Source organism: Paenibacillus sinopodophylli, assembly GCF_005930355.1.
Classification (GTDB): Bacteria; Bacillota; Bacilli; order Paenibacillales; family Paenibacillaceae; genus Pristimantibacillus; species Pristimantibacillus sinopodophylli.
This window is the reverse complement of the sequence record NZ_VDBO01000012.1, coordinates 118,101-133,831: the sequence shown is the minus strand read 5'-3', so window position 1 is coordinate 133,831 and position 15,731 is coordinate 118,101. Positions and strand designations below refer to the sequence as shown.

At 46.2% G+C, this 15,731-nt stretch carries 13 protein-coding genes and 1 riboswitch; of the genes, 8 read left to right on the top strand and 5 right to left on the bottom strand.

The genetic code is table 11. The features are described 5' to 3' along the window. The first annotated feature begins 128 nt into the window (after positions 1-128). From FGT79_RS25525 to FGT79_RS31355, 6 genes are all read left to right on the top strand, one after another. Positions 129-596 (top strand): hypothetical protein, encoded by a 468-nt coding sequence (locus FGT79_RS25525; protein WP_138755667.1) that lies wholly within the window; start codon positions 129-131, stop codon positions 594-596. A gap of 639 nt (positions 597-1,235) precedes the next feature. Continuing rightward, a riboswitch (cobalamin riboswitch) is annotated at positions 1,236-1,434 on the top strand. 146 nt (positions 1,435-1,580) lie between these two features. Continuing rightward, positions 1,581-5,819, top strand: a complete 4,239-nt coding sequence (locus FGT79_RS25520) for an S-layer homology domain-containing protein (RefSeq protein ID WP_171056450.1) — start codon at positions 1,581-1,583, stop codon at positions 5,817-5,819. Positions 5,820-5,888: 69 nt separating this feature from the next. After that, complete coding sequence (locus FGT79_RS25515) at positions 5,889-6,815, top strand: DUF4430 domain-containing protein (RefSeq protein WP_138755665.1); 927 nt, start codon at positions 5,889-5,891, stop codon at positions 6,813-6,815. Between the two features lie 6 nt (positions 6,816-6,821). Next, positions 6,822-7,712, top strand: a complete 891-nt coding sequence (locus FGT79_RS25510) for an energy-coupling factor transporter transmembrane component T (RefSeq protein WP_138755664.1) — start codon at positions 6,822-6,824, stop codon at positions 7,710-7,712. Then, positions 7,685-9,367, top strand: a complete 1,683-nt coding sequence (locus FGT79_RS25505; protein WP_171056449.1) for an ABC transporter ATP-binding protein — start codon at positions 7,685-7,687, stop codon at positions 9,365-9,367. The genes FGT79_RS25510 and FGT79_RS25505 overlap by 28 nt, the downstream gene beginning before the upstream one ends. Beyond that, entirely contained in the window at positions 9,349-10,086 is a 738-nt protein-coding gene (locus FGT79_RS31355; RefSeq protein ID WP_171056448.1) for an ECF transporter S component, read from the top strand. The genes FGT79_RS25505 and FGT79_RS31355 overlap by 19 nt, the downstream gene beginning before the upstream one ends. A gap of 97 nt (positions 10,087-10,183) precedes the next feature. Here FGT79_RS31355 and FGT79_RS25500 read toward each other — a convergent pair whose 3' ends face one another. From FGT79_RS25500 to FGT79_RS25490, 3 genes are all read right to left on the bottom strand, one after another. After that, complete coding sequence (locus FGT79_RS25500; protein ID WP_138755663.1) at positions 10,184-10,696, bottom strand: SRPBCC domain-containing protein; 513 nt, start codon at positions 10,694-10,696, stop codon at positions 10,184-10,186. Positions 10,697-10,710: 14 nt separating this feature from the next. Beyond that, positions 10,711-11,055, bottom strand: a complete 345-nt coding sequence (locus FGT79_RS25495) for an ArsR/SmtB family transcription factor (protein WP_138755662.1) — start codon at positions 11,053-11,055, stop codon at positions 10,711-10,713. Positions 11,056-11,261: 206 nt separating this feature from the next. Beyond that, positions 11,262-11,645: a VOC family protein gene (locus FGT79_RS25490; RefSeq protein ID WP_138755661.1), complete on the bottom strand. Its 384-nt coding sequence runs from the start codon at positions 11,643-11,645 to the stop codon at positions 11,262-11,264. A 284-nt stretch (positions 11,646-11,929) separates the two neighbouring features. Here FGT79_RS25490 and FGT79_RS25485 point away from each other — a divergent pair, with 284 nt between their 5' ends. Continuing rightward, positions 11,930-12,280, top strand: a complete 351-nt coding sequence (locus FGT79_RS25485; RefSeq protein WP_138755660.1) for a DUF805 domain-containing protein — start codon at positions 11,930-11,932, stop codon at positions 12,278-12,280. Positions 12,281-12,335: 55 nt separating this feature from the next. Here FGT79_RS25485 and FGT79_RS25480 read toward each other — a convergent pair whose 3' ends face one another. Beyond that, on the bottom strand, positions 12,336-12,785 hold the full coding sequence (locus FGT79_RS25480) for a YdeI/OmpD-associated family protein (protein WP_138755659.1): 450 nt from the start codon (positions 12,783-12,785) through the stop codon (positions 12,336-12,338). A gap of 43 nt (positions 12,786-12,828) precedes the next feature. Beyond that, positions 12,829-13,884 carry an EAL domain-containing protein gene (locus FGT79_RS25475; protein ID WP_138755658.1) on the bottom strand — a complete coding sequence of 352 codons (1,056 nt, stop codon included), beginning with the start codon at positions 13,882-13,884 and terminating at the stop codon, positions 12,829-12,831. Between the two features lie 124 nt (positions 13,885-14,008). On the opposite strand from FGT79_RS25475, the gene FGT79_RS25470 reads away from it, so the two are divergent. After that, complete coding sequence (locus FGT79_RS25470; RefSeq protein ID WP_138755657.1) at positions 14,009-15,565, top strand: ABC-F family ATP-binding cassette domain-containing protein; 1,557 nt, start codon at positions 14,009-14,011, stop codon at positions 15,563-15,565. The last annotated feature ends 166 nt before the right edge of the window (positions 15,566-15,731 follow it).

Here is a 15,731-nt window from a genome sequence, read left to right as displayed (position 1 = left end):
GGACAATATATTAAGGAATATTAGAGCAAAGACAAAATCACCTGCCGAGGGAATTGTACTTAATTTAGATGGTTTCATGTCAGAAAAAATAACTGAGATTACTGACGGATATTTGGGGATAGATATGCATGGATTTTGAATTGTTTTTAGAATCTAATTTGAGTTGTGAATCATTGGTAGAAGTTATTGAAAAAATAATAATTAACATTTTGAAAGAAAAGGTATCGGTTCATAATAGTGAAGAAGAAATAGTTATAGGAACTGAATACTTTTCATTAACTCTTGAACTTGAGGATATTTCTGACATAGGTTTCGTTAGAAACCATTATGATTTAGATGTTAATATTTGCATTAGGGGTCAGTTGTTTGGTATCACCTTTTATCAAGGACTAGAAGCTTTAATTAAGGTTATAGGGAATATTATAAAACAATGTAGTGGGAATCTGTTGTTTTTAGAAAATGCTTCACATCAGTTACTTAGAAGAGAGAATGGTCAGTTAGTTGTCAATAATGAATTGGATCAATACCAGATAAATTACTTAACCCCAAGTCTACTTAGTTTACTTGACCATTCCTCAAACCTTCATGAAGGTTAATTATTTTAAACAAAAGGTGTAATAATAGTTAATTTTTAGAAGAATCAAGGAAGTGTTGAAATAATAGGTATCTTTACATTCGTTTTATTTGAAACTGGTAGTAAAATTCCGTTAATCAATCTTTTGCAATATACAGAAAATTTTTGCACGGAGTTAAACTTATTTTATGGAATTAGTTTCAAGAAGGAAAGTGGTAACTAAATTTCTGAAAAACTATCCAAATTCGAAAATATGGATGGAAGACGATTGGTTCTATACGTTAAACGACTTCGAAAAGATAGCGAATAGACCTTATGACGGGAGTTGGTGTTACAAAAATCCAAAAGAATAGAACACCGCTTCGAATTTTGGATAGCAAAGATGGATCAGCCTCTCCATATTTTTAGAAGCGGCTGTTATGTTTCTTATGAAGCGACCTGAAAAAAATGGAACACGGTCTAAAGTATATTTTTACCGATGAAGGATGGCTGGTGATTACTGTGTATCAATTTCATAATATTCAAGTGATCGTGCATTCAAGCAAATATTAAAAGGCGGTAAGCCATGCTGCAAACAAGAACGGTGAGCCAACAAACTCTTCACTGCGCCTACAAACTTTAGCATGACAAACGAGCAAATATTCGGTATGATGAGCAAGAAAATTTCATAGAAGAAACAGGTGCCAATAATGGAGCCGAATATGAATTCCATGGATTGGTTAAAAGGGAAGCAGGTCTCATTCCTGCGCGGTCCCGCCACTGTAATGGAGGAGTTTTTGCACGAATGCCGTATGGATATCGGCAATGCTGCAAGGATGTTGATCCCAAGCCAGAATACCTGCCTGTTTTCATTACACTGTTACCTCTACGATGGATAGGGTGGTGTTTATTAGTGCATGCAATAGTTAGCTGTATAATCTATTAAACCTCTTAACCATTAACGGTGAGAGGTTTTTTTATGTACATGTATCTCATCGTTCATTCTGATAATGAGAAAGGGGTTTTTATGATGAATAAAAAGCGGTTTATTTCGTGGTTGTTAATTGTAAGTGTGTTTATGACCATGCTCTCAGCTAATAACCAGGTTTCCTATGCAGCGGAGGGCGCATCGGCAGGTGATGTCACTATCACCGTAGAGGAATCTGCTGCGGGTCAGAGGAATGACAAAGAGTCTGTAGCAGCCTCGGAGCAGCTTGAGAAAAATCTTGCTTATATGGTAAAAACGGTTAAGAGCCCGTCGTTTGGAACAGGTTCCGGTGAATGGACTGTCCTATCGTTGGCTCGTGCCAATTATACAGTGCCGGATAAATATTATGATTCATACTACTATAACGTGACTGAGCAAGTAAGAGCACTTATGCTGAAATACAATGGCAAGCTCGATGCAAGTAAAGGTACAGAGCATTCCAGGTTAATAATGGGGCTAGCTTCTATTGGAAGAGACATACACAATGTGGCCGGCTATGATATTTCACAAGCGCTCGCTGATTTCGATTATGTTATTAAACAAGGTATTAATGGTCCTGTTTTTGCCCTTATTGCTTTGGATACACATCAATTCGAAATCCCCGTGGTGGAAGGCGTTACGACGCAGACGACTAGGGAGAAGCTCGTTCAATTTATTTTGAATCAAGAGGTTAAGAAAGATGCAGTAGATGCTGGGGGCTGGGGCTTCGGCACAACGAGAGCAGACGTTGATCTTACCGCAATGACGTTGCAGAGCCTAGCTCCGTATTACGAAACGGACCCTCTTGTTGAAGCGGCAGTAGATAGGGCGGTGCAGTGGCTATCGAGCACACAAAATGCGCAGGGAAGCTTTACAAGCTTCGGTTCTACGAGCAGTGAGAGCGTCGCACAGGTTATCGTTGCTCTCACAAGTTTTGGAATCGATCCGCATACCGATTCCAGATTTATTAAAAATAATAAATCACTGATTGACGCGCTGCTTACTTTTTCTGTAGAAGGCGGAGGCTTCAAGCATGTAGCAACGGGCAAATTAGACGGCATCGCTACTGACCAAGGCACCTATGCACTCGTTTCCTACGATCGTTACGTGAAAGGCGAGAATCGTCTTTATGACATGACGGATGTTCAATTGCAGGATTCGCAGGAAGTGGAGTTCCCTTTACCTGCCGGCGATAACCCCAATGTAGCTATACCGGATGACGGGAGCAATTATATGGTTTCCGTGCCGCCGGGGAATGGAAGCAAGGAGATTACGGTTCAGATCCCGGATGGGAAGAATGGAAGCGTAAGTGTCCATTTGCCTTTAAACAGCGGCTTGCCTCGAATCGAAGCGTCTAAAGGCAGCGTTACTGCAATTATTCCGAAGGGCGCCAAAATCATTGGAAGCGACAGTAATATTATGGAGCTTATTACAACGCTGGACCCTGCAAATACGACATTGAAAAATAAACTGGCTGCTATTATTGCTGAGGGCTGGGAGCTTAGTGAGGTTGCTGAAGCTTTCACAATGGGTGGTAGATCAGCGGTTGAGTTTAATGAATATGTAACGTTGATCTTTGCAGGCAATAGCGGGAAGCATGCTGCCTATATCCAAGACGGGTCCGTTCATGCTATTACTAAATACGAGAGCGATACTCTCGGCGCTGAAGCGGGAGATACAGAGTACGCTTATGACAGCGGAAATGATTTGATTATAAAGACAAAACATTTCACTGATTTTGTTTCCTATGCTGCCACTGTGCTGGAGGTTCCAGACGAAAATGACGGTACGCAGCAGCCGCAGCCAGAACCGCAGCCAACACAATATGTCACACAGTCGGTGGATAAACTTACGATTAACAAAGGGTATGTGCTTCAATCGGCAAGCGTAGAGCTGAAGACCGGGGACACGGTATGGACAGTGTTGAAACGTACACTGGATGCAGGCAATATCAGTGTTGACTTCGATTGGGATGAAACGTTTAAAAGCGTGTATGTTAAATCCATAGCAGGTGATGGGGAATTCGATCATGGCCCAGACAGCGGCTGGATGTACAATGTCAATGGCGTTTATCCGGATTACGGGGCAAGTCGATATACGCTTAATCCAGGTGATCGAATTCAGTGGCGATACACGACGAATTTAGGCATAGATTTGGGTATAGATTTAGGGATAGGAGCAAGCGGCTCTGACAGAAAACCAATTATTAATGTGTCCAAAACAATTACAGAGGATTATGTAGTGAATATTACGAAATCGCAGCTCAATACGGAAAATATTACGATAAATATTGGCGATACTCAGAAGAAGGTCATCCTGAATATTAGCGACGTTCAAGAAAGCATACCTATGATTACTGCCGTAAAGGGAGCCGCTTCTGTCGTTATTGAGAAAGGTACGAAGCTGAGTGCGGGAGAACAAAGAATAGAGCTGTTCACTGCATGGGATGCGAAGCAAGCTAAAGTAGAGAATCTCATTAATCAGGCGGTAGGCAGCAAAGACAAATTCGGAAAATGGAACCAATCCTTTGCGATTGGCAGCCAAGCGAATGCTTCTTTGTTTGATAAACCGTATACGATCATCATCAAAGATGGTAAAGGTCAGCTTTCAGGTATGGTAGAAAATAGTAAATACGTGCCGATTTCGATTTATGATACAGAAGGTAAAGGTATTCAAGCAACGATCGGAAGTGAGAAGAAAGCTTATGCGTTCGTGAAAGGAAATGACCTTTACATTAAAACGAATCATTCGGCGAGCTTTGTGACCTATACGCCAAGCAGCAGCTTGGAGCTGGATGCACTTTTCAAAGACGCGGGTACCATCTCGAAATGGGCAATCGACGCGATTGGCAAAGCGACACAAAATGGCTTTGTGGAGGGCAGTGACGGGAAGTTCAATCCTAAAACAGCAGTCACACGAGCGGAATTTGCTAAGATGCTAGTTGCTGTCATGAAATTGGATACAACTTCAGTCAAGGATAACGGTTTTACGGATGTAGCGAAGACGAGTTGGTACTATCCGTACGTGACGGCAGCGAGCAATGCTGGCTATATGACCGGTTATGATTTTAAATTCAGTCCGAACGACAGCATCACGCGCGAGCAGATGGCAGCAACGTTGGTTAGAGCTTTGGCTATTACGGCTGCAAAGCCACAAGAGACGATCAAGGATCTAGACACCGCTTCTGCGTGGGCGAGAGCCGATATTGAAACAGCAATTGCCTCGGAGCTGATGGTAGGCGATCGTAACGGCTTTATGCCGAAGGGAACGGTGACGAGAGAGATGGCAGCCGTAGCAGCTATTAGAGCGTATGAATTTGAAATTGTCAACAATCCTGGAGATACGAATACCGAGCAAAGCGTGCAGGAGGCTGTACAGAAGCAGATAGCCAATACAGCAGCTTTTATGCAAAATGCAGTTAAGAACCCGATCATTGCGAGCGTAGGCGGAGATTGGACAGTGCTTGGACTGGCGCGTTCGGGGGTAAGTGTGCCGGATGATTATTATGCGAAGTATTACGCTAACGTAGAGCAGACGCTGAAGGAACAAGCAGGCAAGCTGCACAATGTGAAATATACGGAATACGACAGAGTTATTCTAGCCTTGACGGCTATTGGCAAAAACGTTGACCAAGTTGCAGGATATAATCTGCTTGAGCCGCTTGCTGACTATGATACCCTTATTAAGCAAGGCATTAATGGCCCTGTCTTTGCACTAATCGCGCTGGATAGCAAAGCGTACGACATTCCAGTTGTCGAGAGCGTGAAGAAGCAGACAACAAGAGAGCTGCTTATTGATTTCATTCTCGGCAGAGAGATCGCGGGCGGCGGCTGGGCATTAGGGGCAAGTCCTACGGCCGCAGATCCAGATGTAACGGCAATGGCGATCCAAGGGTTGACACCTTATTACGCATCTAATGATAAGGTGAAAGCTGTTGTAGACCGTGGCATTACATGGCTGTCACAGAAGCAGATGGCTGACGGCAGTTTCTCAAGCGGAGGCTCAGCTAATTCAGAGAGCATCTCACAGGTGATCGTTGCGTTAGCAGGACTAAACATTGATCCGCACCAAGATGCACGCTTTGTGAAAAATGGTCATTCCGCTGTTGAAGCTTTATTAGGTTTCGGTGCAGCTAGCGGCGGGTTCTATCACGTTAAGCCAGGCGGTCTGGACAACGGTGGAGCAAAGCCAGGTGAGGTAGATCTAATGGCTTCGGATCAGGCGTTGTATGCGCTGGTGGCCTATAATCGTTTTGTTGCTAAACAAACACGACTGTACGATATGAGAGATGTTGCTTGAAGATAGATGGTAATGGAGGCAAGGGTGGCGAGTTAACCCTTGCCTCGTTAGTTAAGGAGGGACTGGAGTATGAGCAGGAACAAATGGCTGGCGGCGCTCGTCATCGTCAGCGTACTAGCGATTGCTTTCTTCTGGGGCGGTCATTATCCGAAAACGGATGTGCTGCCGGATCAGGGGCAAGCGGCGGAAGTAACAGCAACCGAGTCTGCGCAGCCTGTTCAGGCTGAACAAAGCAGTGAGCCGGAGGAAGTTGGCATAACACCGGTACCAGCAGTGACGGGTGAGCCAGCAGTGGAGCCTGTAGAGCAGGAAGCGTCCCCGGCGTTAGAGCCTCCGACAGAGGCGCAATCCGAAACAAAGCCGGAACAAACGCCAGTGGTGGATGATGGGAAGGCGATAGAGACGAAGGCACCTACGAAGGGTCCGACGACAGCGCCCACTAAGGAGCCGTCAAAGGCGACAAGCAAGCCGACAACAGCTAAGCCAGCTGCGACTGCGAAGGATAACTATCAGACCGATCCAGTTCCAGAGGGTAAGCCTAAGCCTGTGGAGTGGCAGGATGCCACAGTCGACAAAAGTGAGAAGTTAACCGTTACGCTTTCTGTAAGGGCAGATACGATTCTGAATAATATGGACATGTTTAATGAAGATAAGCTTGAGGTGCTGCCTAAGGACGGCATCATCTATAAGGCGCAGAAAGTAACCTTTTACGAGGGGGAATCGGTATTTGATGTCCTGCTTCGCGAGATGAAGAAAAGCAAAATTCATATGGAATTTGAAATGACGCCCATCTATAACAGCAATTATATTGAGGGCATAAGCAATATTTATGAATTTGATTGCGGCGAGCTGAGCGGATGGATGTACAAAGTGAATGGGTGGTTTCCGAACTACGGAAGCAGCCGCTATATGCTGAAGGACGGCGATGTCATTGATTGGGTATACACCTGTGACCTCGGCAGAGACGTTGGCGGGAATAATGCGGCAGGGGGTTAAACGATAATGCAGGATCGCTTCTCAAGCTTTCATCCGATCGTTAACTTTACTTATTTTGCCGCTGTTCTCTTGTTTGGCATGCTGTTCATGCACCCAATTCTGCAGGCTGTGTCGCTTGCAAGCGCGCTCGTCTATTCAATTATGCTGAATGGGAAAAAGGCGGTCACGTTCAATCTGCTCTATATGCTGCCGCTGCTCCTTATAACCGCCGTATTGAATCCCGTGTTCAACCACGCGGGTGTGACGATCCTGTTTTATTTGCATAACGGGAATCCGATTACGCTCGAATCGATTGTTTACGGCGTGTCGGCTGCCTGCATGTTCGTGACGGTCATTATTTGGTTCTCCTGCTACAATGCGGTGATGACTTCTGATAAATTCATTTATTTGTTTGGCAAAATCATGCCGGCGCTCTCGCTCATTTTCTCCATGGTACTCCGCTTTGTGCCGCGTTATATCGCGCAGCTGAAAGTCATTTCGAATGCACAGAAATGTATCGGCAGGGATGTATCGCAGGGGACGATCCTCGTACGAGCACGCAATGGAATGACTATTCTGTCGATTATGACAACCTGGGCACTTGAGAATGCGATCGAAACAGCGGATTCTATGAAATCGAGGGGTTATGGGTTGCCGGGCCGTACGAGCTTCTCGCTAATCCGGTTCGATACTCGCGACAAAACGATATTCCTCATTATGCTGGGGTTGATTGCAATAATCGTAACCGGTGCAGCTTTGGGAGAGAATACGATGCGATTTTTCCCGTCCATGAAAGTACCGGACAGGTCGCCGCTTAGCTTTATCGTGTATTTGGCGTATTTGGGGCTTTGCCTGCTGCCTGTGATTATCAATGCTGTGGAGGAAATCAAATGGAAACGTATCGCATCGAGAATGTAAGCTTTACCTTTCCCGAGAAGGAGAAGAAGGCGCTCGCCGACATTAATCTAACGATTAAGAGCGGAGAGTTCATTACCATCTGCGGGAAGTCGGGCTGCGGCAAGAGCACACTGCTTAGACAGTTGAAGGCGATCCTTACCCCGCATGGCAAGCGGAGCGGTCATATTTATTTCAGCGGCCAATTAATGGAAGAGGTAGACCAGCGAACACAGGCATCGGAGATCGGCTTCGTGCTTCAGAATCCAGACAATCAAATTGTTACCGATAAGGTGTGGCATGAGCTTGCTTTCGGCTTGGAGAGTCTTGGCTGCGATACGGCGACGATTAGGCTGCGGGTAGCTGAGATGGCAAGTTTTTTCGGTATCCATACCTGGTTTCGCAAAAATGTTTCGGAGCTGTCCGGCGGGCAGAAGCAGTTGCTCAACCTAGCCTCGATTATGGCTATGCATCCGTCCGTGCTCATTCTCGATGAGCCTACCTCCCAGCTCGATCCCATTGCGGCGTCTGACTTTCTAGAAACGGTAAAAAAGATTAACCGCGAGCTCGGCACAACGATTATTATGACGGAGCATCGGCTGGAGGAGATCGTTCCGATAACCGATCGGCTGATCGTCATGGATGAGGGCGAAATCATTGCCGAAGGTACGCCTGAGCAGGTGGGTACGGCGCTGGGTCGTATGAAGCATCCGATGTTTTTATCTATGCCTACGCCAATGCAAATCTATGCGGGTGTGAGCAATAGCCTGCCTTGTCCTGTTACGGTAAAGGAAGGCCGACAATGGCTTAATACGTATTTGAGCGGTAAAACGGCAGCCTCCATGGAGGAAGTAAGTGAAGGCTCTACGGCGGTCGTATCGTCAGCGGCTGCTGCTGCCATTTCGTTCAAGGATGTATGGTTCAAGCATGAGAAGAACGGCGCTGATATTATAAAAGACCTGACCTTCAAAGTAAAAGAAGGACAATTCTATTGTCTTGTAGGCGGCAACGGAACAGGGAAAACAACGACCCTTTCATTGATGAGCGGAATTGTCCAGCCGTATCGGGGCAAGGTGCTGATAGGCGGAAAAAATCCTGCGAAAATGAATGTGCAAGAGCTGTTTATAAACCATGTAGGTATCCTTCCACAAAACCCGCAAACCTTGTTCGTCAAAAAAACGGTAAGGCTGGACTTGGAGGAAATGCTGTCTCAGTCTACAATGAGCAAAGAAGATAAGGCTCGTAAGATTGCCGACATCGTTGCCTTTGCGGAGCTTGCGCATCTGCTTGATATGCATCCATATGATTTGAGTGGAGGTGAGCAGCAGCGGGCGGCGCTTGCGAAGGTCTTGTTGCTGGAGCCGCGCATTCTGCTGCTGGATGAGCCAACTAAAGGCTTGGACGGATTTTTCAAGGAGAAGCTTGCTCAGTTTCTACAAAAACTTAATGCTAACGGTGTAACCATTGTAATGGTTTCGCACGACGTTGAGTTCTGCGCCAAGTATGGCGAAATCTGTTCAATGTTTTTCGACGGCAGCATCATCACGACGAATACAGCAAGCAAGTTTTTTGCGGGCAACAGCTTCTATACGACTGCAGCTAATCGGATGGCGCGGCATATATGGCGTGATGGTGTAACGATAGAGGATGTGATTGAACGATGTCAGAGAAGCCTTTAGCAGGCTCACGCCTAAGTAGAAGAACGTGGCTGGCTGCTGTGCTTATTCTAGTAGTCATCCCGCTTACGATTATATTAGGCATAGTGGTTTTGGACGATCGCAAATATTATTTCATTAGTCTGCTCATCGTATTGTATACGATGATTCCATTTGCTCTTGTGTTCGAGAAGCGTAAGCCGCAGGCACGAGAGCTGATTGTCATTGCCGTATTGGCCGCGATTGCGGTGGCGGGGAGGTCTGCTTTTTTCATGCTGCCGCAGTTCAAGCCGGTTGTGGCAATTGTCATTATTGCAGGCGTTAGCTTCGGCGCGGAAGCAGGTTTTCTCGTAGGAGCGACGGCGGGCTTCGTCTCTAACTTTTTTTTCGGCCAAGGACCGTGGACGCCGTGGCAAATGTTCTGTTTTGGCATTATCGGATTTCTTGCGGGCATTTTGTTCCAGAAGGGACTGCTTAAGAAGACGAAGCTTTCGCTATGCTTGTTCGGCGGACTAGCGACTTTTTTTGTGTATGGAGGCATTATTAATTTCGGCTCCGTCTCAATATTTTCCTCGCAGTTTTCTTGGCAGGTGTTATTGGCCTCTTACGTATCGGGTTTCTGGTTCGATATCGTTCATGCAGCGGCAACGGTGCTCTTTCTGTTCATTCTTGCAAGGCCGATGCTGGAGAAGTTGGATCGGATTAAAACGAAGTATGGGCTGATTGAGCCAGGGGACAAATAAGCAATAGGATGAATAAGAGAGAGGGGCAGCTAGAGGGATCGAATAGAATCCTTCAGGCTGCCCTTCTCTGCGTGTATGCAAAGGATTGCTCTTTCCTTTATTGAAGAGTTTGCAGATGCTCACCTAGGCGATCCCATGTTTCGGAGATGCCTTGCTCCATGCCCATATCCAAAACGGTTTTAAGCGCTTCAGCGGAAGCGTACGTTGATCGGCTAACCAGCTTCGTTTTATTGTCTTCGAAGGCTTCAAAGGTCATCGTGATGTGGGTGGCAGGCAAATCTTCATTTTCATTGCCCTCAGCATCAGAGAAATAATCGACATAAATGATTTTCTCTCCATCTACGATTTCTTGATATACGGCTTTGCCCCAGGATTCGAAGCCGAAAAAGTCACCCTGATTTCGATCTACGCATTTCATGCAATAATGCCAGACGCCGCCTGGGCGGAAATCTACGGTGCAGGCCGTAACCTCCCAGCCGCGTGGCCCCCACCAGTGCTTCAGATGCTCTGCTTGCGAGAATACTTGGAATACGAGCTCGCTTGGGGCTTCGAATACGCGCTCTAGAATAAGTTCTTGACCGATTACTGTAGCGATCATTTGGTTAGACATTGTGAATTTCCTCCCTAGTTTTGGCTCGGCTTATTGTCATTCTGCTGTTGGCTTTGCAGCTTATGCAGATAACTATCAAGCGAATCGAATCTCTCTTCCCATACACGCCGATAGCTATCGAGCCAAGAATCGAGCTCTTGGAACGCTACAGTGCGAAGCTGATAATTTCGACGATTGGCATCTGCATGTACTTCGACAAGCCCGGCGTCCAGGAGGACGCGTAGATGCTTAGAGGCTTGAGGCTGTCTAAGCTGCAGCCTGTCGGCAATATCTCCAACAGTCATAGGGCCAACCAGCAGCAGCTCTACCATGCGTAGACGGCTTTGTTCGGCCAGTGCGCTAAATGTGGTTATCTCCATTTAGTTCACCTCTTTTCTTTAGCAGCAACCGTGTTTATGTTTATAATATACCTGAAAAAGAATATTCCTGTAAAGGAATATTTAAATTTTGTTTTTGAGTTGCCATAGATCTCAGACACTGAACGGGGAACTTAAGGAGACGTTAACTTTTTGCCAAAATCGACTTTTCTATAGTGTGTACAATTGCTGCATATCAAAGTGCTAGTTTACGATGCGTAGCTGGAAATTTCGATAAGATTGTAATCCGGGTCTCTTATATAGATGGAAGTGATTGATCCTAGCGCTCCTGTGCGCTCAACGGGGCCTAACACGACAGCTACACCGAGTTTCTTGAGATGCTGTAGAACAACAATCGGTGTCTCACTAGTAATAAGACATAGGTCGCTGGAGCCTGGCAAAGGCGTATTCGCTTTCGGATCAATTTCTTTATCGACTTCATGGAAGTTGATTTTTTGCTGACCGAAAGAAGCTGCCTTCCTTTCCTCTCCGAACGTAATAATCTCCATGCCGAGAACTTCTTGATAGAAGGTGCAGGAGGCTTCGACGCTGCGGACGGTTAGAACCAAATGATCAAGACGGTTGATATTCATAAGATTCACTCCAATTTGATGTGTTGTCGGGAACTTAATATCGCGTATGCTCATCATTTTAACATGTTTCATGTTGTGAAATAAGCTGATGAGGGCATTGCGGTATGGGACGTGGCTGCTGCGTGAGGAGCCTGAGGTTTTTTATGATAAGGATGCTGATTGTAGATTGTTGTTTATTTTTCCCAAATACATATTAAATCTATTTACTGCTCTGCCGATATAGGTAAAAGGGAAATTTTATGAAATTTGTAAAATCACTACTAATCGATTAAGGTGGAACGAAAATGCAGTGGTATTTGAAAGCAATAAAAAATTATGCAGGGGTAGACGGCAGATCAAGGCGCATGGAATTTTGGATGTTCTTTCTAATCAATTTTCTCATCACTATGGCGCTTGCGTTTGTTGAATCACTCATAGGCTTGCCTAGCTTACTATCGGGTTTGTACACTCTAGCCATTATTGTGCCATCGATAGCAGTCACGGTTCGCAGGCTGCATGACATCGGGAAAAGCGGCGGGTGGATTTTCATCGGATTAGTTCCGGCTGTTGGGTGGATAATACTTTTGGTATTTTTCATCATGGAAGGCGAGAGTATCAATAAATATGGTAGAGACCCTAAGCTATCTGCAAATTAATGCTCAGAACAAAAACGAGGGCTCCCCGTATGAGCTCTCGTTTTTGCTGTTCTGGCTATTGCGCGCGGCCATCCTTGAGCATAGCCACTGTCTTCTCGATGCGGCGCTGCCTCGTTTCAGCAGTCTTCGCGTCCTCGATTGCCAGCACAAGCCGGCGTTTATTGCTGTAGGATAGACTTGCGAAAAACGTACCGGCTGCTGCCTCTGCTTCAAGAGCGGAGGCTAGGTCGACAGGCACGACGATTTCGCGGGGCTCCGTATCAAGCTGGATATCGATCTCGACTTCATCGCCAGCGGCAACGCCTGCCCCCTTTCGGTGCTCAGCGCTGAGCGGAATCATATACCGGCCGCCCATCACTGCAACCGTGCTGCGGTAGCTGTACGAGTTAATGGTAATGGTTACTGCGGGCTTCTTGCTTGTGCCGAGTGCTGTTACCATTTCTTCAGGTACGGAAAAACCGGTTGCGGATTTCCCGCTAAGCTCAATAATCGAGTGGAATTTCATAGGCTAGTTCCTCCAATTTGGATCGAATGGATGATTCGAATCGTTATAATGATACATACTTCTCAGTCAACGGGATTGAGGAAGGTTTCCCAATCAAGTAGCCTTGTGCAAGTGAAATATGCTGCGATTGACAGAACGCGAGCTCTTCTTTTTCCTCAACACCTTCTGCTAAGACGGAGGCGCCGAATGCCTCTGCGCTCTTGACGATAGCGGCGATGAGCTGTTGTTTATGGTCGTCCTGATTACAGCCACTGATTAAACCGCGGTCAATTTTCACGAAATGCGGTTTAAGCTCGGCAAGCACCTCTAAAGTGGCAAAGCCAGAGCCGACATCGTCTAAGGCTACTTGAATGCCATGCTCTTTATACACACTGAAAATTGTTTTGAGATGTGCAATGTTGGCAATCTTCTCTGTCTCTACAACCTCAAAAACGAAATCGGCAGGGTCCTGCTCGAAACGCTCAATGGCCTCGAAGGTATGGCTCAAACAAAAATTCGGGTTGTAGATAGATGAAGGCAAAAAGTTGATGAAGCGTTTGATTCCTTTTGGAAGGTGCATCGCACTCGCTTGGATGGCCGATATTCGTGCGGATCGGTCAAGGAACGAATGCAGGCCGGTTTGCTGGGCCACTTGAAACAGCTCGTAGGGTTGGAAGGCTGCTTGTCCAGCTAAAGGGCGCATGAGAAGCTCATATCCAAATACGCGTTGACTGTCTATATTCATAATCGGCTGCATATGGCTGGTGAAATGATTATCTGCAATCAAGCTGACCAAATGATGATGCTGAATGCGTGCGGCAAACATTTCAAGTTGTAGGCGTGAGGAGCCGCTGTCAGCCATTTCATCGTGCAAGGCTCCGAATGAAATGGATACGGAAGCTTGCTCCTGTGAGTTAAGCTGCTCTAGCAGTTTAGTTACGATACCAAGAAGCTCATCTTTGCTATTGTAGTAAACGCTAACTTTCTCAAGATCGCCGACGCTGTCAAGTACGGGGACAAGCTGGTGCCAGTTCAGCGTCACGGCTTCTGCTGTTGAATGCAGACAGATCATACCTTGATCTTGAATAGGCGGTATCGTTCCGCAGTTATGACAATCCATGACGAGATCACCCAATCTATGTTGATTTGAAAAAATGCAATGAAGAGAGGAATCCTACATTGAGTTGCATGCCTCTTAACGTTTATAATAATACGATAATATTAAAAAAGAAAAGGTGTCATTTATGAGCATATTAAATGTAGAACGATTAAGCCACGGCTTCGGGGATCGCGCGATCTTCAATGATGTATCCTTCCGTCTGCTGAAGGGCGAGCATATTGGACTTATTGGGGCCAACGGCGAAGGGAAATCGACCTTCATGAATATTATTACAGGCAAGCTTCAGCCCGATGATGGCAAGGTCGAGTGGTCGAAGCGGATGCGCGTCGGCTATCTAGATCAGCATGCGGTACTAAGTAAAGGATCGACGATCCGCGATGTGCTGAAGGGAGCCTTTCAATACCTGTTCGACATGGAGCAGGAGATGAACGACATGTATGGCAAGATGGGCGATGTCACGCCAGAGGAGCTTGAGAAGCTGCTAGAGGATGTTGGAACCATTCAGGATACGCTGACGAGCCAAGATTTTTATTTGATCGATGCGAAAATCGAGGAAACAGCACGCGGCCTTGGGTTGACTGACATCGGACTGGACAAGGATGTCAATGATTTAAGCGGCGGTCAGCGGACAAAGGTACTGCTCGCAAAGCTTCTGCTGGAGAAGCCGGACATTCTGCTTCTGGATGAGCCTACGAACTATTTGGACGAGCAGCATATTGAATGGCTGAGGCGTTACCTGCAAGAATACGAGAATGCATTCATTCTGATCTCGCATGATATTCCGTTCTTGAATAGCGTAATCAACTTGATTTATCATATGGAGAATCAAGAGCTGAACCGTTATGTGGGTGACTATGAGTACTTCCAGCAAGTACATGAGATGAAGAAGCAGCAGTTGGAATCGGCGTTTAAACGTCAGCAGCAAGAAATCGCTGACTTGAAGGATTTCGTTGCCCGCAACAAAGCAAGTGTAGCGACACGGAACATGGCTATGTCTCGTCAGAAGAAGCTCGATAAGATGGAAGTCATCGAGATTGCGAAGGAGAAGCCGAAGCCGCAGTTTAACTTTAAGGATGGAAGGACATCGGGCAAGCTTATTTTTGAAACGAAAGAGCTTGTGATCGGTTATGACAGTCCGTTGTCACGCCCGCTTGATCTGCGCATGGAGCGCGGACAGAAGATTGCACTCGTTGGCGCGAACGGTATCGGTAAAACGACGTTGCTGCGCAGCATTTTGGGAGAAATTCAGGCTATATCAGGAACGGTTCAGCGCGGGGAGCACCAGCAGGTAGGTTACTTCCAACAGGAGATGAAGGAGAGCAACTACAACACCTGTATTGAAGATGTGTGGAAGGAGTTCCCTTCTTACTCGCAATTCGAAGTGCGTGCGGCGCTGGCCAAATGCGGCCTTACAACAAAGCATATTGAAAGTAAGATCGCGGTGCTCAGCGGCGGGGAGAAAGCGAAGGTTCGTCTATGCAAGCTGATTAACAACGAGACGAATCTGCTTGTGCTCGATGAGCCGACGAATCACTTGGATGTAGACGCAAAGGACGAGCTGAAGCGCGCGCTGAAGGCGTACAAAGGCAGCATCCTATTAATATCTCACGAACCAGAATTTTATCGTGATGTCGTAACGGATACGTGGAACTGCGAATCCTGGACGACGAAAGTATTCTAAATCGTATGATCTAGAAGCCTGTCTAATCGCCTAGGAGGATTAGATAGGCTTTTTTTTAACGTATAGGAAAGTATATGAATTTGGACATACTTTCTCTACACGTCTACGCGAAACTTGAGCATAGCTGCCAAAGGACGGCTTCAGCCGTTTCACCTTGGTAGTCTGC